Source organism: Mesorhizobium sp. M0016, from assembly GCF_040324035.1.
Lineage (GTDB): Bacteria > Pseudomonadota > Alphaproteobacteria > Rhizobiales > Rhizobiaceae > Mesorhizobium.
Genome location: NZ_JAMYVM010000022.1, coordinates 49,220 through 65,984 on the forward strand (window position 1 = coordinate 49,220; position 16,765 = coordinate 65,984).

At 64.0% G+C, this 16,765-nt stretch carries 16 protein-coding genes; 9 read left to right on the forward strand and 7 right to left on the reverse strand.

What is annotated here, in order from left to right; all coding sequences use genetic code 11:
• The first annotated feature begins 16 nt into the window (after positions 1 to 16).
• The 6 genes from pbpC (at position 17) to NKJ88_RS25760 (ending at position 7,179) form a co-directional block, all read left to right on the forward strand.
• Positions 17 to 2,122, forward strand: a complete 2,106-nt coding sequence (pbpC, locus tag NKJ88_RS25735; RefSeq protein WP_031203746.1) for a penicillin-binding protein 1C — start codon at positions 17 to 19, stop codon at positions 2,120 to 2,122.
• Positions 2,123 to 2,363: 241 nt separating this feature from the next.
• The gene (locus NKJ88_RS25740; RefSeq protein ID WP_023714805.1) at positions 2,364 to 3,059 is read left to right on the forward strand and encodes a M15 family metallopeptidase; all 696 of its coding nucleotides are present in this window, start codon (positions 2,364 to 2,366) and stop codon (positions 3,057 to 3,059) included.
• A gap of 230 nt (positions 3,060 to 3,289) precedes the next feature.
• Positions 3,290 to 4,318: a sulfate ABC transporter substrate-binding protein gene (locus NKJ88_RS25745; protein ID WP_023673082.1), complete on the forward strand. Its 1,029-nt coding sequence runs from the start codon at positions 3,290 to 3,292 to the stop codon at positions 4,316 to 4,318.
• An 18-nt stretch (positions 4,319 to 4,336) separates the two neighbouring features.
• Complete coding sequence (gene cysT / locus NKJ88_RS25750) at positions 4,337 to 5,188, forward strand: sulfate ABC transporter permease subunit CysT (RefSeq protein WP_352446064.1); 852 nt, start codon at positions 4,337 to 4,339, stop codon at positions 5,186 to 5,188.
• Entirely contained in the window at positions 5,181 to 6,065 is an 885-nt protein-coding gene (gene cysW / locus NKJ88_RS25755) for a sulfate ABC transporter permease subunit CysW (protein WP_023690809.1), read from the forward strand. The genes cysT and cysW overlap by 8 nt, the downstream gene beginning before the upstream one ends.
• Before the next feature lie 73 nt (positions 6,066 to 6,138).
• Positions 6,139 to 7,179, forward strand: a complete 1,041-nt coding sequence (locus NKJ88_RS25760) for a sulfate/molybdate ABC transporter ATP-binding protein (RefSeq protein ID WP_023673079.1) — start codon at positions 6,139 to 6,141, stop codon at positions 7,177 to 7,179.
• Between the two features lie 14 nt (positions 7,180 to 7,193).
• On the opposite strand, the gene NKJ88_RS25765 is transcribed toward NKJ88_RS25760, so the two are convergent.
• Both NKJ88_RS25765 and NKJ88_RS25770 read right to left on the reverse strand, forming a co-directional pair.
• Positions 7,194 to 7,592, reverse strand: coding sequence for a type II toxin-antitoxin system VapC family toxin (locus NKJ88_RS25765; RefSeq protein ID WP_023725412.1), 399 nt, complete (start codon positions 7,590 to 7,592; stop codon positions 7,194 to 7,196).
• The gene (locus NKJ88_RS25770) at positions 7,592 to 7,864 is read right to left on the reverse strand and encodes an AbrB/MazE/SpoVT family DNA-binding domain-containing protein (protein WP_023687970.1); all 273 of its coding nucleotides are present in this window, start codon (positions 7,862 to 7,864) and stop codon (positions 7,592 to 7,594) included. The genes NKJ88_RS25765 and NKJ88_RS25770 overlap by 1 nt, the downstream gene beginning before the upstream one ends.
• A 240-nt stretch (positions 7,865 to 8,104) precedes the next feature.
• Here NKJ88_RS25770 and NKJ88_RS25775 point away from each other — a divergent pair, with 240 nt between their 5' ends.
• The gene (locus tag NKJ88_RS25775; RefSeq protein WP_023699658.1) at positions 8,105 to 9,091 is read left to right on the forward strand and encodes a sulfate ABC transporter substrate-binding protein; all 987 of its coding nucleotides are present in this window, start codon (positions 8,105 to 8,107) and stop codon (positions 9,089 to 9,091) included.
• A gap of 261 nt (positions 9,092 to 9,352) precedes the next feature.
• Positions 9,353 to 9,802: an RrF2 family transcriptional regulator gene (locus tag NKJ88_RS25780; RefSeq protein WP_023673075.1), complete on the forward strand. Its 450-nt coding sequence runs from the start codon at positions 9,353 to 9,355 to the stop codon at positions 9,800 to 9,802.
• Positions 9,803 to 9,867: 65 nt separating this feature from the next.
• Here NKJ88_RS25780 and NKJ88_RS25785 read toward each other — a convergent pair whose 3' ends face one another.
• Positions 9,868 to 11,409 (reverse strand): acyl--CoA ligase, encoded by a 1,542-nt coding sequence (locus tag NKJ88_RS25785; RefSeq protein ID WP_502896411.1) that lies wholly within the window; start codon positions 11,407 to 11,409, stop codon positions 9,868 to 9,870.
• A 113-nt stretch (positions 11,410 to 11,522) separates the two neighbouring features.
• Here NKJ88_RS25785 and NKJ88_RS25790 point away from each other — a divergent pair, with 113 nt between their 5' ends.
• The gene (locus NKJ88_RS25790; protein ID WP_023725415.1) at positions 11,523 to 12,671 is read left to right on the forward strand and encodes a hypothetical protein; all 1,149 of its coding nucleotides are present in this window, start codon (positions 11,523 to 11,525) and stop codon (positions 12,669 to 12,671) included.
• On the opposite strand, the gene NKJ88_RS25795 is transcribed toward NKJ88_RS25790, so the two are convergent.
• Genes NKJ88_RS25795 through NKJ88_RS25810 form a run of 4 tightly spaced genes read right to left on the reverse strand, consistent with a single transcriptional unit; the run spans position 12,666 to position 16,748 of the window.
• Entirely contained in the window at positions 12,666 to 13,220 is a 555-nt protein-coding gene (locus NKJ88_RS25795; RefSeq protein WP_023725416.1) for a gluconokinase, read from the reverse strand. The two genes, NKJ88_RS25790 and NKJ88_RS25795, sit on opposite strands and share 6 nt — an antisense overlap.
• Positions 13,221 to 13,222: 2 nt before the next feature.
• The gene (locus NKJ88_RS25800) at positions 13,223 to 14,209 is read right to left on the reverse strand and encodes an ABC transporter permease (protein WP_023673071.1); all 987 of its coding nucleotides are present in this window, start codon (positions 14,207 to 14,209) and stop codon (positions 13,223 to 13,225) included.
• The gene (locus NKJ88_RS25805) at positions 14,206 to 15,186 is read right to left on the reverse strand and encodes an ABC transporter permease (RefSeq protein ID WP_023725417.1); all 981 of its coding nucleotides are present in this window, start codon (positions 15,184 to 15,186) and stop codon (positions 14,206 to 14,208) included. Before NKJ88_RS25805 ends, NKJ88_RS25800 begins: the two co-directional genes overlap by 4 nt.
• Positions 15,183 to 16,748, reverse strand: a complete 1,566-nt coding sequence (locus NKJ88_RS25810) for a sugar ABC transporter ATP-binding protein (RefSeq protein ID WP_023714808.1) — start codon at positions 16,746 to 16,748, stop codon at positions 15,183 to 15,185. The genes NKJ88_RS25805 and NKJ88_RS25810 overlap by 4 nt, the downstream gene beginning before the upstream one ends.
• Positions 16,749 to 16,765: the final 17 nt, after the last annotated feature.

Here is a 16,765-nt window from a genome sequence, read left to right on the forward strand (position 1 = left end):
AGGAGCCGGCAGGCGGATGAAGGGCACCACCATGCTCTCCAGAAAATTTCTCCGTCGAACAGGCATCGCCGCCGCCTCCCTCGTCGGCTTTGCGGCGATCGCTGCCGCTTCTCTCTGGGAACTCGACCGCGCTTTTCCGCCGCCGCTGCCCGGAAGGCTCACCGTCTGCACCGAGGTCCAGGACCGCGACGGCCAGCTGTTGCGCGCCTTCGCCACGCCGGACGGTTACTGGCGGCTCGACACTCATCTCGACCAGGTCGACAAGCAGTTCGTCGACATGCTGGTCACCTATGAAGACAAGCGCTTCTGGGACCATGATGGCGTCGATGTGCTGGCGCTGGCGCGCGCCGCCGGCCAGTTCGCCACCAGCGGCCATATCGTCTCCGGCGGCTCGACCCTGTCGATGCAGCTTGCCCGGCTGATCGAGCCACGCGAAAACCGCAGCCTCGGCTCGAAGATCAAGCAGATGCTGCGTGCCATCCAGATCGAGCGGCGGCTGTCCAAGCAGGAGATCCTCGAACGCTACCTGACCTTGGCGCCCTATGGCGGCAATCTTGAAGGTGTGCGCGCCGCCTCGCTCGCCTATTTCGGCAAAGAGCCGAAGCGGCTGACGGTCTCGGAAGCAGCACTGCTCGTCGCCTTGCCGCAATTGCCGGAAAAGCGCCGGCCCGACCGCAATCTCACCATCGCTCATGCCGCCCGCGACCGCGTGCTGACCCGCATGGTTTCGGCAGGCCTGCTTGGCGAGCGCGAGGCCGCGCGCGCCGCCCTCGACGATGTCTCGGGCCTGCGCCGCAAATTGCCGGCGCTGGCGCCGCACGCCGCCTACGCCATGCTGCCCAAGGCCGTGCCCGGCAAGCCACTGCAGCTTACGATCCGCAAAAGCGTCCAGCAAGGGCTGGAACAGGTGGCGCGCGATGCCGCGATCAAGCTTGGCCCGCGCCTGTCGGTCGCCATGGTGATGGCGGACGCACGCACCGGCGACATTCTTGGCGAAGTCGGCTCGGCCGATTTCTTCGATGCCAGCCGCTCCGGCTGGATCGACATGACCAGGATCGTGCGTTCGCCCGGTTCGACGCTGAAGCCGTTCATCTATGGCCTCGCCTTCGAGCAGGGGCTGGTGGCGCAGGAAATGCTGATCGAGGACAGTCCGGTCGATTTCGGCGGCTACCGGCCAAAGAATTTCGACATGGGCTATCAGGGGGATGTCTCGATCCGCCAGGCGCTGCAGCTGTCGCTCAACGTTCCGGCGATCCGCGTGCTCGACTCGGTCGGCCCGGCACGGCTGATGGCGCGCTTCCGCCAGGCCGGCGTCAGCCCGGTGCTACCGGTCAACGAGGCGCCGGGCCTCGCCATCGGCCTCGGAGGCGTCGGCGTAACGCTGCGCGATCTCGTCCAGCTCTATACCGGCCTGGCCAATGGCGGCAAGGCAAACACGCTGCATGACGGCACCGAGCCGGCCAACGACGAGCGCGCCACCGCCACCATCCTCGACGCCCAGGCGAACTGGCAGATCACCGACATATTGTCGGGCGTAAAGCCGCCTGAGGGCGCCTTGCAGCGCGGCATCGCCTACAAGACCGGCACGTCCTACGGCTATCGCGATGCCTGGTCGGTCGGCTTCGACGGCCGCTACGTGCTGGGTGTGTGGGTCGGCCGCGCCGATGCCGGTGCGGTGCCCGGCCTGTCCGGCTATGTCTCGGCCGCCCCCATCCTGTTCGAGGGCTTCGTCCGTTCAGGCCTGACCGCCGTCCCGTTGCCCAGCCAGCCGGCCGGCGTCGTCAAGGCCAGGCGCGAAGACCTGCCGGTGACATTGGCGCGCTTCGGCGCCGGCGCCGACGGACTGGTGCAGGCAGGCCCGACGGAACCGGCGCCAACGATCATTTTCCCGCCCAACGGCGCCCGCGTCGATCTCGCCACCAATTCCGCCGAGGCCTCGCCGCTGGTGCTGAAACTGCAAGGCGGCCGCGCGCCGTTCCGCTGGCTGGCCAATGGCAAGCCGCTCGTCGGCATCGACCGCCGCCGCACTGCGACCTGGCTGCCCGACGGCGCCGGCTATTCGACGCTCACCGTCATCGACGCCGTGGGACGCGCGGCAAGCGTGAAGGTGTTCGTTGAATAGATGGCGCCAAGCGATTCAGGGGATTGGGCTTCTTCGCCCGAGACCCGGCGCGAGGCACCCCCCTCTGGCCTGCCGGCCATCTCCCCCGCAAGGAGGGAGATTATTCGCCTCGCTGCCTTCGCCAATCTCCAACGGTCGAGTAGTAAGCGCGAGGTCCAAACCGCCAATCTCCCCCCTTGAGGGGGAGATGCCCGGCAGGGCAGAGGGGGGTGCCTCGCGCTGTCCTTCGTTGGCAAGCTTCATGGCGGCAACGCTGATGATCCTCGTTGCACCCCCCGCCCACGCCGATCCCCTGCCCGCCGGCTTCGTCCGCCTGGCCGATGTCGATCCCTCGATCCGCCAGGACATCCGCTATGCCGGCCTGGAAAATTTCCTGCATCGCAAGGCCGATGGCTACGACGCCCCGGTCTGCATCCTCACGAAGCAAGCTGCGCAAGCGCTGTCCGGCGTGCAGAAAGCGCTCGCCGCCGACGGCCTGACGCTGGTCGTCTTCGACTGCTACCGCCCGGCCCGCGCCGTTGCCGACATGGGCAAATGGACCAGAGAGGGCGGCCCGCCCGATCCGCAATGGTACCCTCTGGTGCCGCGCGGCGACCTCATCGCCAAGGGCTATATCGGCGAATTGTCCACCCATTCGCGCGGCTCGACCGTCGATGTCGCCATCGCCCGCAGCGACGGCAAGAACAAGTCATCCGCCGCTTGCGGCGCGGCCGGCGCCGGCACGCTCGGTTTCGGCACCAGCTTCGACTGTTTCGACCCGGCAAGCGAAACCGCCCATCGCCCATTGGCGGCAGAAGCGGCGGCAAACCGCAAAAGGCTGCTCGACGCCATGCGCGCCGGCGGCTTCAAGAATTATGCGCGCGAGTGGTGGCACTACACGCTTCGGGATGAGCCGTATCCAAAGCTGCGCTTCGATTTTCCCATCACTGCGGGCTGAACCGCCCGGTGCTACACCGAGCCTTCCCTCGCTCGGCCTTGCTTCTGCGCTGTCAGCTCCTAGATAGCGTCAAACCGGCCGGATTCGGGTTAGACCAATATGAGGAAAATATTTCCTTCCGAAACCCAATATCGGCGAAAATTTCCTTCGGGGGGACAAAAAATGCAACGTTGAATGCATCTAATTTCTATCAATTCGATAGAGTTCAGCCGTCATCAACGGAGGCGGAAATGACCAAACCTCATTTCAAGAAACTGCTCGGCGCACTGGTCGCCACATCGATCCAGTTCGGCACGCTCGGTTTCGCGTTTGCCGATACGACCATTCTGAACGTGTCCTACGACCCGACACGCGAACTCTACAAGGCCTATGACGAAGCCTTCGTCGCACACTGGAAGGCCGAGACCGGCGAGACGGTCACCATCCAGCAATCGCATGGCGGCTCCGGCGCCCAGGCCCGCGCCGTGATCGACGGCCTCGATGCCGATGTGGTGACGCTGGCGCTCGAAGGCGACATCAACGCCATCGTCACCAAGTCGAAGAAGATCAACCCGGACTGGCGCAAGAAGTTCGAGAACAATTCGGCGCCTTACACCTCGACCATCATCTTCCTGGTCCGCAAGGGCAACCCGAAGGGCATCCACGACTGGAGCGATCTGGTCAAGGACGGTGTCCAGGTGATCACGCCGAACCCGAAGACGTCGGGTGGCGCCCGCTGGAACTACCTTGCCGCCTGGGCCTATGCCAACGCCAATGATGGCGGCGACGAGGCCAAGAACAAGGAATTCGTCGGCAAGCTCTACGCCAATGCTCCGGTGCTCGACACCGGTGCGCGCGGCTCGACGGTCACCTTCGCGCAAAAGGGCATCGGCGACGTGCTGATCGGCTGGGAAAACGACGCCTATCTGGCGCTCAATGAATTCGGAGCCGACAATTTCGAGATCGTCTATCCCCCGACCTCGATCCTGGCCGAGCCGCCGGTGGCGATCGTCGACGCCAATGTCGATGCCAAGGGCACCCGCAAGGTCGCCGAAGCCTATCTCGGCTGGCTCTATTCCAAGGAAGCCCAGACGATCATCGCCAAGAACCACTATCGTCCGGCCAAGCCCGAGCTGGTGGATGCGGCTGACATTCCGAAGACGCCCGAAATCAAGCTGATCTCCATCGACGATCCGCTTTTTGGCGGCTGGAAGAAGGCACAGCCTTATCATTTCGGCGATGGTGGTATATTCGACCAGATCTACAAGCCGGCCCAGTAGGATTTAGATCAGGACGACATGACCATAGCACCCGCCAAGGCGGGGTGGCGATTCAGACAGCCGAGTGTCATTCCGGGTTTCGGATTGACGCTCGGCTTCTCGCTTGCCTACCTCACGCTCATCATCCTCATCCCCCTGTCGGGCCTGATCTGGCGCTCGGCAGCCCTCGGCTGGACCGATTTCTGGGCGATCGCCACCGACCGCCGGACCATCAACGCACTCGAAATCAGCTTCGGCACAGCCTTCATCGCAGCCGCCGTCAACGTCGTCTTCGGCACGCTCGTCGCCTGGGTGCTGGTGCGCTACCGCTTCCCCGGCCGCCGCGTCGTCGACGCCATGGTCGACCTGCCCTTCGCGCTGCCGACCGCGGTCGCGGGCATTGCGCTGACCACTCTTTATGCGCCCAATGGCTGGATCGGCCATCTCCTGGCGCCGCTCGGCATCAAGGTCGCGTACACGCCGCTCGGCATTGTCGTGGCGCTTGTCTTCATCGGCCTGCCGTTTGTCGTGCGCACGGTGCAGCCGATCATGGAGGAGATCAACAAGGAAGTGGAGGAGGCCGCTGCGACGCTCGGCGCCAACCGCTTCCAGATCATCACCCGCATCCTGTTTCCCGGCCTGGCGCCGGCCATCATCACCGGCTTCTCACTCGCTTTCGCGCGCGGCGTCGGCGAATACGGCTCGGTCATCTTCATCGCCGGCAACCTTCCCTACAAGTCGGAGATCGCACCGCTTCTGATCGTCATCCGGCTCGAGGAGTACAATTATCCGGCGGCCACCGCGATCGCGGCGATCATGCTTTTGCTGTCGTTCGTGATGCTGCTGGTCATCAACCTGGCGCAGTCATGGAGTCGCAAGCGCTATGGCTGACCCCGAGATCAAATCCTACGAACCGCATCACGAGAGCCGGTCGGCGGCGGTGACCGAAAGCCGGCCGGTGCGGCTGCTGCTGATGGCGGTGGCCTTCGCCTTCCTCGCCATCTTCCTGCTGCTGCCGCTGATCATCGTCTTCCACGAGGCGCTGGCGAAAGGCATTGGCGCCTACACGGAATCGCTCTCCAATCCCGATACGCGCTCGGCGATCCGGCTGACGCTGCTGGTGGCGGTGATCGCCGTTCCGCTCAACGTCGTCTTCGGCATTTCGGCTGCCTGGGCGATCGCCAAGTTCGAGTTCAAGGGCAAGGCTTTTCTAACCACGCTGATCGACCTGCCCTTCTCGGTCTCGCCGGTCATTTCCGGCCTGGTCTATGTGCTTTTGTTTGGCGCTCAGGGACTGTTCGGTGAATGGCTGAAGGCGCACGGCATCCAGATCTTGTTCGCCGTGCCCGGCATCGTGCTCGCGACCATCTTCGTCACCTTCCCCTTCGTTGCCCGCGAACTGATCCCGCTGATGCAGGAACAGGGCAACGGCGACGAGGAAGCCGCGCTCTCTCTGGGCGCCAATGGCTGGCAGACCTTCTGGTACGTGACGCTGCCCAACGTCAAATGGGGATTGCTCTACGGCGTGCTTCTGTGCAACGCCCGCTCGATGGGCGAATTCGGCGCGGTCTCGGTCGTGTCGGGCCACATACGCGGGCTGACCAACACCATGCCGTTGCATGTCGAAATCCTCTACAACGAGTACAACGCCGTCGGCGCTTTTGCCGTCGCTTCGCTGCTTGCCGGCCTGGCGCTGGTCACGCTGGTCTTGAAAACACTTCTCGAGATGCGCTACGGCGCCGAGATCGCCGCGACGCGCGGGCACTGACTAAATGCATATCGCCCAAGACTGGGAACCGGTTTTGGGACAACGACATGCACCAAATTACTGAGGGATCTACATGGAAGTTCGCGTTGCCAACGTACGCAAGGAGTTTGACCGGTTTCCGGCCCTCCATGACGTATCGCTTGACATCAAGTCGGGTGAGCTGATCGCGCTGCTTGGGCCATCCGGCTCCGGCAAGACGACGCTGCTGAGGCTTATCGCCGGCCTGGAGCGGCCGACGCGCGGAAAGATCTTCTTCGGCGACGAGGACGCCTCGCACCGCTCGATCCAGGAGCGCAATGTCGGCTTCGTCTTCCAGCACTATGCGCTCTTCCGGCACATGACGGTCGCCGACAATATCGGCTTCGGCCTCAAGGTGCGGCATGGACCGTCGCGACCACCGGCGGCCGAAATCCGCCGACGCGCCTCCGAACTGCTCGATCTCGTTCAGCTTTCCGGCCTGGAAAAGCGCTATCCGGCGCAACTTTCCGGTGGCCAGCGCCAGCGCGTGGCGCTCGCCCGGGCCATGGCCATCGAGCCCAAGGTGCTGTTGCTCGACGAGCCGTTCGGCGCGCTCGATGCGCAGGTGCGCCGGGAACTCCGCCGCTGGCTGCGCGAGATCCATGACCGTACCGGCCACACCACCGTCTTCGTCACCCACGACCAGGAAGAGGCGCTCGAGCTTGCCGACCGCGTCGTGGTGATGAGCCAGGGCCGCATCGAGCAGGTCGGCTCCGCCGACGAGATCTACGACACGCCGAACTCGCCCTTCGTCTACTCCTTCATCGGCGAATCGAGCATGCTGCCGGTCAAGGTTGAGAATGGCGAAATCTGGCTCGCCGACCGTCCGATCGGCGTGTCGGCGCCGCACGCACCCGAGGGCGATGCGACGCTGTATTTCCGCCCGCACGATATCGAACTGCTCGACGGCTGCAGCGGCTGCATCGCCGGCACGGTCGCCGCCAGCCGCCGCGTCGCCGGCACAAGACGCGTCGAACTGGAAATCGGCGGCGAGCGCCAGCGCGTCGAGATCGAACTGCCTGTGGACCATCCTGCGGCGCAGAAGAGCCGGGTGGCGTTCAGGCCAAGGCGCTGGAAGCTTTTCCCGGCGGCATAGACATCGATCCGGCGCTACTCCAGCCAGTTCTCGAGCGTCAGGCCCTTGATCCGACGGAACTCAGCGGTGTTGGCCGTCACCAGTGTCGTCCCCAACACACAGGCATGGGCAGCAATGAAAAGATCATTGTGGCCGATTGGCTGGCCTCTGGCCTCCAGCTCGGCACGAAGTGCTCCGTATTCGTTATCCATCGGCACATCGAGCGGCAGCACAGGTAACTCGGCGAGCAATTGCTCGACCTTGGCGAGCAGCTTGGCCGATCCCTTGCGGGCGCAGCCATAACGCAGCTCCGAGGCGACAACGATGCTGGTGCACAGGGCACCGTCTCCCGCGCGAACCGCCGTACTGGCGGCTTTGCCGGCCGGATTTCGGATCATGTCGCTGATGATGTTCGTGTCCAGCATGAACCGCATCAGAAGATGTCCTCGGGCCCCACGGGCGCATCATGAATCTCGGGAAAGTCGTCTTCAGGACCAAGCGGCGGCTCTTTCGCCCATTGGGCAAGGAGCGCGACGAGGCCGGGTTTGCGGACCGGCTCGATGATCAGCCGGTCGCCATCGCGGCTGATCAGGACCTTCTCGCCAGGCAGCTCGAATTCGACAGGGATGCGAACCGCCTGACTGCGGTTGTTGCGAAACAACTTCGCCTCCCTGGGCGGTGGTATCGAGTGACGGTGCTGCGGCATGGCAGCCTCCCCTGTCTGTTCCACTTGTATATGCCATTTGTATATGCCATTCGGCTTCGAATTGCAAACCACAGAAAACCCCAACGCACCGGCATTTCGCCTGGAATGAATTTTCGCCGATAACCTGCTTCAGCGATTTCTTTTTCGCTGCAACGCCATACGTCTGCCCCGTGTGCCTCGCAGTACACCCTCCGGCCCGGCTATGTTCTGGCAACGCATTGCACATCGGAGCCTGTTTTCATGAAGCGATTTTTCCTCAGCGTCGCCACTGTCGCCGGCCTGATCCTCGCCTGTTCGCAGGCCTGGTCGGCCGACAAATTGCTCAACGCTTCCTATGATGTCGGCCGCGAACTGTTCGTCCAGATCAACAAGGCTTTCACCGCCGGCCATCCCGGCGTCACGGTCGACCAGTCGCATGCCGGCACTTCGGCGCAGGCGCGCGCCATTGCCGAAGGCTTGGGCGCCGATGTCGTCACCTTCAACCAGGTCACCGACATCGACTTTCTGGTCAAGAAAGGCCTCGTCTCCGCCGACTGGCAGAAGGATTTCCCCGACAACGCCTCGCCCTTCTATTCGCTCCCTTCGTTTCTCGTCCGCGCGGGCAACCCCAAGCACATCAAGGACTGGAACGACCTCGTGCGCGACGACGTGCAGGTGATCTTCCCCAACCCCAAGACCTCGGGCAATGCGCGCTACACCTATCTGGCCGCAACCGCCTACGCCAAGGAAGCCTTCAAGGGCGACGACGCCAAGGTGAAGGAGTTCGTCACCAAGCTGTTCAACAACGTGCCGATCTTCGACACCGGCGGGCGCGCCGCCACCACCACCTTCGTGCAGCGCGAGATCGGCGACGTGCTGATCACCTTCGAGTCGGAAACGCGCGGCATCCGCAAGGAGTATGGCAACGACAAGTTCGAACAGGTCACGCCAACGGTCAGCCTGCTCGCCGAATTCCCGGTGGCGATCGTCGACAAGGTCGCCGACGAGCACGGCAGCCGTGACCTCGCCAAGACCTATCTCGATTTCCTCTACACGCCCGAGGGCCAGACCATCGCGGCTGAAAATGGCCTGCGCGCCCGCAACGCTGAAGTCGCGGCAAAATACAAGGCCGACTTCCCCGATGTCCGCCTGCTGACTGTGGAAGACGTCTTCGGCGGCTGGGACAAGGTACAGAAGGAGCACTTCGCCGCCGGCGGTCTGCTCGACCAGACCTATGGCAGCCGCTGATATCAGCAGCGTTCGACCTCACCTCACAAGAAAGCCGGCGCTTTGCCGGCTTTTTTGATTTCGCGCGCCGACAAACGGCTTTCATGCGGAATCTGTCGCGATCGGCGAAAAACGTTACAAAGAATCAACGCCTTTGTGCCTAACGTCTCAACCGGGCGGCTTGTTCTACGCGAAACCGGGTTGTTCAGGCGAAACGTCATGATTTGCACACAAACAACCGCCAGATGCGGGTGGTTGGGGTTTTCATGAACTGAAGCGGGCATGCTTACCAAAAAAGGCAAATACGGCCTCAAGGCCCTCGTGCATCTTTCCGGCCTGCCGGTCGGCCAGCTTGCATTCGTCAACGACATCGCGATCGCCAACAACATCCCGAAGAAATTCCTGGATGCCATTCTGGGCGAGCTGCGCAATGCCGGCTTCGTCCTCAGCCGCAAGGGCAAGGAAGGCGGTTATCGCCTCGCCCGGCCGGCTTCCGAAATCAAGATCGGCCACGTCGTGCGCGTGCTGGACGGCCCGCTCGCTCCCATACCCTGCGCCAGCCGCACGCAATACCAGCGCTGCGAGGATTGCGACGAGGCGACCTGTCAGGTCCGGCACATGATGCTGGAAGTGCGCCAGGCGATCGCCGAAGTGCTGGACAATCGCAGCCTCGCCGCCATGCGCGACGCCGACAATGATGATTTTCCGGTCGAGCTGACATCGCAGATCTAAATTAGAGCATAGTCCCGAAAAGTGGGAACCGGTTTTCGGACAAGATCATGCTCAAATGAGAGTCCTCAGACCAGGCCGAGCTTGCCGGCCAGGCCGACGCGCTGGATCTTGCCTGTGGGACCCTTGGGTATCTCCTGAAGAAACAGGATGTGGCGCGGCACCTTGAACTCGACGATCCGGCTGCGCGCGAAATCGCGTATCTGCTCGGCATCGGCGGTGGCGCCCTCGGCCAGCACGATGGCCGCACCCACCTCTTCGCCGAGCATGGCGTGCGGCACGGCAAAGGTCACCGCCTGCGCCACCAGCGGATGATCGAGCAGGACATTGTCGACTTCGAGCGGCGAGATCTTTTCGCCGCCGCGATTGATGATCTCCTTCAGCCGCCCGGTGATCTTCAGATCGCCATCCTCGTCGATCAGGCCCTGGTCGCCGGTGCGGAACCAGCCATCGCTGAAGGCAGCTTCATTGGCCACCGGATTGTTGAGATAGCCATCATGGATGTTGGCGCCGCGCACCGCGATCTCGCCCTTTTCACCCGCCGGAAGGATCGTCCCCTTGTCGTCCAGGATCGTCACCTGCGGACCCGCAGGCAGGCCGACCGAGCCTGGCTTGCGGCGCGCAGGCGGCAGGCCATTGGATGTCATCTGGTGCGCCGCCTCGGTCATGCCATAGGCCTCGACCACCGGACAGCCGAAGACGCGCTCGAGGTCGCGGAACACGGTGTCGGGAAGCGCTGCCGAAGACGAGCGGATGAAGCGCAGCCGCGCAGCCGCGATGGTTTCGCCATTGCGGGCGGCGCGCGCCAGGATCGCCTGATGCATGGTCGGCACCGCGCTGTACCAGCTCGGCCTGAAGTCGCCCAGCCAGCCGTAGAATTTTAGCGGGTTGAAGCCCGGCGTGCAGACAACAGCGCCGCCGACTGCCAGCTGTGCGCTGAGCGCCGCCATCAGCCCGTGAATGTGGAACAGCGGCATCACGTTGAGACAGATATCGTCTGCCGAAAGCGCCAAGGTGCGGGCGATGTTGGCCATTGATGCCAGCAGATTGCGCTGCCGCAAGCCGACGATCTTCGGCCGCGCCGTGGTTCCCGATGTGTGCAGGACAAGCGCGAAATCGTCCGGCCCGTTGAGCTGCATATCGTCGAGGCGAGCCTCGCTGGCAGCCTCCACCTCGGCGTCGCCCGCCAGCAGAAACTCGCCGGCCTTGGCGCCGTCAGTCACGACGACGTCGAGCACCGCAATGCCGAGCCCCTTTGCGGCGTTGCGCGCCGCATCGCCCATGCCTTGTCCGCACAGCAGCAGCTTCACATCGAGATCGCCGAGATAGAAGCGGAATTCGTCTTCGCCGTAAGCCGGATTGAGCGGCGCCGCCGTCGCCAACGCCGAGACCGCCAGGAAACAGGCCGCCATTTCCGGGCCGTTGGGCAAGACGATGCCGACGGCCGTGCCGCGGGCAACGCCACGCCTGGCGAGATCGCCGCAGAGCTTGTCGACAAGATTGGCGAGGCCGGCAAAGCTCAGGGATGGCCGGTCCGGCGCCATCAGCGCCACCGCAGCCGGCCGCCAGGGCGCCAGTTGGGGAAGTGCTACCGATAGGGCCTGTTTCAAGTTCGAACCCTGAATGGCGTTCACCATGGCCTTGTCGGCGCCGATTGCGCGCCCGTGGCAGACGCAGTAAAGCGATTTCCGGACGCACGCAAGAACAGGTGGACACCGATCGGATGAGGCTGCCGTGGTTGGGAAAATCCCGGAAAGCCGACCGGACACCATCTTCCGCCGTCATTTATCATACGGAAATCATCGCCGACATCCTGGTGCCCGAACGCGCCGAGAATGTTCGCTTCTTCAGCCGCAAGCAGGTCCGCGCCGGCAAGTTGCGCACCTTCAACAACAGGGATCTCCGCGAGCTGCTGCTGGCCGCCTTTTATCTCGGGGTCGCGGCATTGCTACCGGTCAATTGGTGGGCCGCGATCTGCAGCCGCGTATCGGGGCTGCGCCTCAAGCGCCATATCCGCAAGGATTTCGTGCGCTACGCTGCCGCGACGCGCGCCGTGCTCGGCAATGGCATCGATGCGCAAAGGCAGTTCAGGGCCTTGCTCTGCGCCAACCACCGCCGGCGTTTGCTACTTGCCGCGCATCTCATCGGCCGCCGCTGGTCACCTGATATCCGGCTGGAGGGCCTGGAAGGCCTGCAAGCGGCGCTGAAGCGCGGCCACGGCGCTATCATCTGGTGCGATCAGTTCACGACCCAGACCATCATCGGCAAACGCGCTCTCCATGAAGCCGGCATCGAGACACACCAGCTCAGCGTCAGGGCTCACGGCATATCCGATTCGACCTTCGGCTTGCGCTTCCTGAACCCGCCGATGGTTCGGGTCGAGAACCGTTTCCTGAAAAGCCGGATCGTGTTCGACCGCAGTGACGCCTACCAGGTCACCGGCCGGATCCAGAAGATCCTTGGCAGCAACGGCGTGGTGTTGGTGACCAACACGGTGCATGCCGGCTCGACATTCACCGAAGTCGGCCTTGGCGAGAGCGGCTGGACCCACCTGGCTTCGGCGCCGACGAATTTCGCTGCCAGAGGCAAGGCGGCGCTGTTTTCCATGTCGACCTTCGAGACCGATCCGTTCCGCCAATACCGCGCCGTCCTAAGTCCCGAACTGGTGCCGGCCCCGGCAGAGGCCGGCGAGCCCGCGACCAGAGCCGGCGGCGCCAAGAACATGGCGCTTCAGGCCGAGTACATATTGCTCAAGCGCGACCGCTTGCTGGAGGCGCTGAAACTCTATCCCGAGCAAATGATGGTCTGGTCAGGCCATGACCGGTTCACCGAACGGCCGGAAACCGCCTTGCCCGACGAGGGTGGTTCATGATTTTGCGCCGGCCAGCAGGCTGGCAACGGCGGTGACGATTTCAGCCACTGGAAGTGTGGCGTCGGCCGTCAGCGCCCGCTCGTCGGCGCCAGGCGGTTCAAGGATGGCGAACTGGCTTTCGACCAGGCTTGCCGGCATGAAATGCCCCTTGCGGCTGGCGACACGCTGCTTGGCGGTAGCGGGATCGATCTTCAGATAGATGAAAACGATGTCCCGGCGGAAGCCGCTCAGACGATCGCGGTAGCTGCGCTTCAGCGCCGAGCAGGCGGCAACCACGCTTTGGCCGCTGCCGGTCAGGTCCGCGATCCGCTCGCCAATGGCATCGAGCCAGCCCTCACGCAGTTGATCTGTGAGCGGCTCACCGCTCGCCATGCGGGCGACGTTTTCGGGCGGGTGCAGCCTGTCGCCTTCGACAAAGACGGCCCCTTCCTCTGCTGCCAACGCTTTGCCGACAGCCGACTTTCCGCAGCCGGCGACGCCCATCACCACAATGGCCCGAGGCACTGAGCCGGTAGCGCCCATTGGCGCCTGTGCCGTCTTTTCGTCCACGGTCAGCGGCTTGCCGGCGCGCGGCCGTAGAGCAGGAGCATGGCAACGATGACCAGGCCATAGACGATCTGCCGCCCCGCCTCCGGCATCTGCATGACCGAGAGGATGGACTGCAGGAGCGTAATCAGGATGACACCGGCGACGGTGCCGAGATAGGAGCCGCGGCCACCCAGGATCGAGGTGCCGCCCAGAACCACGGCGGCGATCGACGGCAAGAGATAGGCATCGCCCATCGATTGCGCCGCCTTGGAGGCATAGCCGGCGAGAAGCACCCCGCCAAAGGCGGACAGCCCGCCTGAGATAGCGAAGGCGATCATCACCACGCGCCTTGTATCGATGCCGGAGAGATAGGCGGCACGCTCGCGGTTGCCGATGCCGTAGACGGTGCGGCCGAAGCTGGTGCGGGACAGCACGAACACCATCGCGGCACCAATCAGCGCCCAGATGATGACGGCGTTAGGCACGCCAGGAATGGTAAAACCTGTCGCAAGATAGCGCATGGCGCCGGTGGCCGAATCCTGTGGCGAGTAGCCGCCGGTATAAACGACCATGAGCCCTTGCGCGACAGCGTTGGTGGCGAGCGTGATGATCATCGAGGGTATGCGCAAATAGGCGACGCCAAAGCCGTTGACGATGCCGATCAGCACCCCGCAGAAGATGCCGAACGGGATGGCCAGCGCCACACCGATCGGGCCATAGGCCGCGGCCGCACACGCCATCATCGCGCCCGCCGCCACCGCCCACGGCACCGACAGGTCGATCTGGCCTAGCAGGATGACCAGCATCATGCCTGTGGCGATGACGCCGAGGAACGAGGCCACCTTGAGCTGCTGCAAGAGATATTCAGGCGACAGAAAGCTCCTGGAATAGAGGCTGCCTAGGAACAGCAACAGCACGATGCAGGCGAAGGCCGTCAGCACCGCCGGATCGGCGCGGCGGATGAATTTCGGCATGCGGCCGGCGATACCGCCCAATGTCGTTTCGCTCACAGGAACCACTCCAGCCGGTTGCGGACCCGAAACAGCGCAAAGGCGCCAAGGCTGACCGCGACCAGCAGGATAACGCCCTGGAACAGCGGCTGCCATAGCGGATCGAAATCGAAAACGAACAACAGGTCGCCGATGGTGCGGAAGGCCAGCGCGCCGAAGATGGCGCCGATGGCGCTGCCCTTGCCGCCAAACAGCGAGACGCCGCCCAGCACCACGGCGGCAATCGAAAACAGCGTATAGGCGTTGCCGCTGGCATAGGCTGCATCGCCGGTATAGGTGAAGAAGGTCAGGAACAGTCCGCCGATCGCGGCCAACAGGCCTGCGAGCGCGTAGGCAGCGAACTTGCCGCGCCTTATCGGCACACCGGACATGTAGGCCGCCGTCTCCGACGAGCCGGCCGCATAGGCCGCCCGCCCGAGCACCGAGCGGCTGAACGGTACCCAGACCACGAGCACGACGGCGAGCAGCACGACCAGGCTCGCCGGCATCACGCCGAACAGGCGTCCGGTCAGCGCGTCGGCGAGACCTTCGTTGACCGAACCGCCGGGAAACGGCCTGAGCAGCAGCGCGATGCCGAAATAGACCGCACCCGTGGCGATCGTGGCGACGATCGGCTGCAGGCGGCCGTAGATGACGATGGCGCCGTTGATCGCCCCGCAAAGGAGCCCGGTGCCGAGCACGGCGATGACGCCGAAAGCGGTCTCGAGGCCGGTGCCGATGACCAGCCAGGAGGCGAGGCAATTGGTCAGCGTGAAGATCATGCCGACGGAGAGGTCGATGCCGGCGGTGATCACGACCAGTGTCTGCGCCATGGCGACGAAGGCGAGCAGCACGCCCTTGTTGGACGCCGTCTGCACGACATTGGCGGTGAAGCCCGCCGGATGGTTCGAGGTGTAGATGACGAACATGACAATGAATATGCCGAGTGCCATCAGTGTTCCGCGCTGCTCGGCCAGCCAGTAGCGCCACTCTTTCACGCGTCCGCTCCCTGTCTTGCGCCGGCATCGTCTCTCGCGCCGCCGTCATCGCCGTGGATGTTGAGCGCGCTTGCAATGAGCGCCCGCTCGGTGATCTCGGCCCCGACCAGCTCGCGCTTGACCGCGCCGTCATAGAGCACCAGCACGCGGTCGCAGCAGCCGATCAGTTCGTCATAGTCGGTCGAATAGAACAGGATCGCCGCCCCCGCATCCGCCAGCTTGCGCATCAGTTGATAGAGTTCCTGCTTGGTGCCGACGTCGATGCCGCGCGTCGGATCGTTGAGCAGGATGATCCGCGGCTGGCGCATCAGCCATTTGGCGATGACCACCTTCTGCTGGTTGCCCCCCGACAGCGCACCGACCGGAATGTCGAGGCCGGCCGTCTTGATCGCCAGCAGCCCGACCATGTCGTCGATCAGCCGCTGTTCGGCGGCGCGGTCGATGATGCCGGCCTTGGACAGCCGGTCTAGGGCGGCAAAGGAGAGGTTCTCGCGCACCGTCATCGGCAGCATCAGGCCTTCGGTCTTGCGGTCCTCCGGGATCAGCGCCATGCCGATGCGGTCGTCGCGCGCCGCTTGGGGGCTGGCGATCGAAACAGGCTTGCCGTCGATAAGGATCTGGCCGCCGAGGCCGCGCAGCACACCGAAAAAGGCAAGCAGCAATTCGCGCTGGCCCTGGCCGTCCAGGCCGCCAAGGCCGACGACCTCGCCTGCCCCGACGGTCAGCGAGACATTGTCCAGCCGGTCCGTCCAGGACAGCTTGCGCGCCTCCAGCACAGGAACGGCGGCGGCGGCAGCGCGCGCGGGTTTCGGCGGGAAAATATGGCTGTATTCGCGCCCGATCATCAGTTCGACGACTTCGTTGTCGCTCTTTGTGCCTGCCTTGTAGCTGGCGACATTGCGGCCGTTGCGAAACACCGTGCAGTGGTCGGCAAGCTCGGCGATCTCGTTCATGCGGTGCGAAATGTAAAGCAGCGCCAGCCCTTCCGAGCGCAATCGCTTGAGCACGCTGAATATCCTGGCGACGTCCGTCGCGGTCAGGGCCGAGGTCGCCTCGTCGAGGATCAGGATGCGCGGCTTCCTGGCCAATGCCTTGGCGATCTCGACCATCTGTCTTCTTGAAAGCGGAAGATCCTTGACCAGCGCCAATGGATGGATGTCGGCCGCACCTGCGCGTGCCAGCGCATCCTCGGCAATGCGGCGCTGCGCCTTGCGGTCGATCATGCCGAAACGCTTCGGCGGATCGGAGATGACGATGTTGTCGGCAACGCTGAGTTCGGGAACCAGCGACAGCTCCTGGAAGATGCAGACGATGCCGGACTTGTTTGCAGCAGCAGGCGAAGCGAACGTCACCTCGCTGCCGTTCAGCATCATGCGGCCTTCGTCGGGCGCGACGACGCCCGCCATGACCTTGATCAGCGTCGATTTGCCGGCGCCGTTTTCGCCGAGAATGGCGTGGATGCTACCGGACGAGACCGAAAGCTCGGCCTTTTCCAGCGCCCGCACACCACCATAGCGCTTGGATATGCCTTCCATCCGGAAGAGCGGAACCGCACCGTCCATCGGCCCTCCCGAGGCAG

Excerpts from the sequence above, each read along its gene's own strand:
- NKJ88_RS25775 (WP_023699658.1), top strand. The coding sequence starts at position 8,105 with ATGAAGCGATTTTTCCTCAGCGTCGCCACTGTCGCCGGCCTGATCCTC.
- NKJ88_RS25780 (WP_023673075.1), top strand. The coding sequence starts at position 9,353 with ATGCTTACCAAAAAAGGCAAATACGGCCTCAAGGCCCTCGTGCATCTT.
- NKJ88_RS25760 (WP_023673079.1), top strand. The coding sequence starts at position 6,139 with ATGGAAGTTCGCGTTGCCAACGTACGCAAGGAGTTTGACCGGTTTCCG.
- NKJ88_RS25740 (WP_023714805.1), top strand. The coding sequence starts at position 2,364 with ATGGCGGCAACGCTGATGATCCTCGTTGCACCCCCCGCCCACGCCGAT.
- NKJ88_RS25765 (WP_023725412.1), bottom strand. The coding sequence starts at position 7,592 with ATGCGGTTCATGCTGGACACGAACATCATCAGCGACATGATCCGAAAT.
- NKJ88_RS25790 (WP_023725415.1), top strand. The coding sequence starts at position 11,523 with ATGAGGCTGCCGTGGTTGGGAAAATCCCGGAAAGCCGACCGGACACCA.
- NKJ88_RS25745 (WP_023673082.1), top strand. The coding sequence starts at position 3,290 with ATGACCAAACCTCATTTCAAGAAACTGCTCGGCGCACTGGTCGCCACA.
- NKJ88_RS25810 (WP_023714808.1), bottom strand. The coding sequence starts at position 16,748 with ATGGACGGTGCGGTTCCGCTCTTCCGGATGGAAGGCATATCCAAGCGC.
- cysT (WP_352446064.1), top strand. The coding sequence starts at position 4,337 with ATGACCATAGCACCCGCCAAGGCGGGGTGGCGATTCAGACAGCCGAGT.
- cysW (WP_023690809.1), top strand. The coding sequence starts at position 5,181 with ATGGCTGACCCCGAGATCAAATCCTACGAACCGCATCACGAGAGCCGG.
- pbpC (WP_031203746.1), top strand. The coding sequence starts at position 17 with ATGAAGGGCACCACCATGCTCTCCAGAAAATTTCTCCGTCGAACAGGC.
- NKJ88_RS25770 (WP_023687970.1), bottom strand. The coding sequence starts at position 7,864 with ATGCCGCAGCACCGTCACTCGATACCACCGCCCAGGGAGGCGAAGTTG.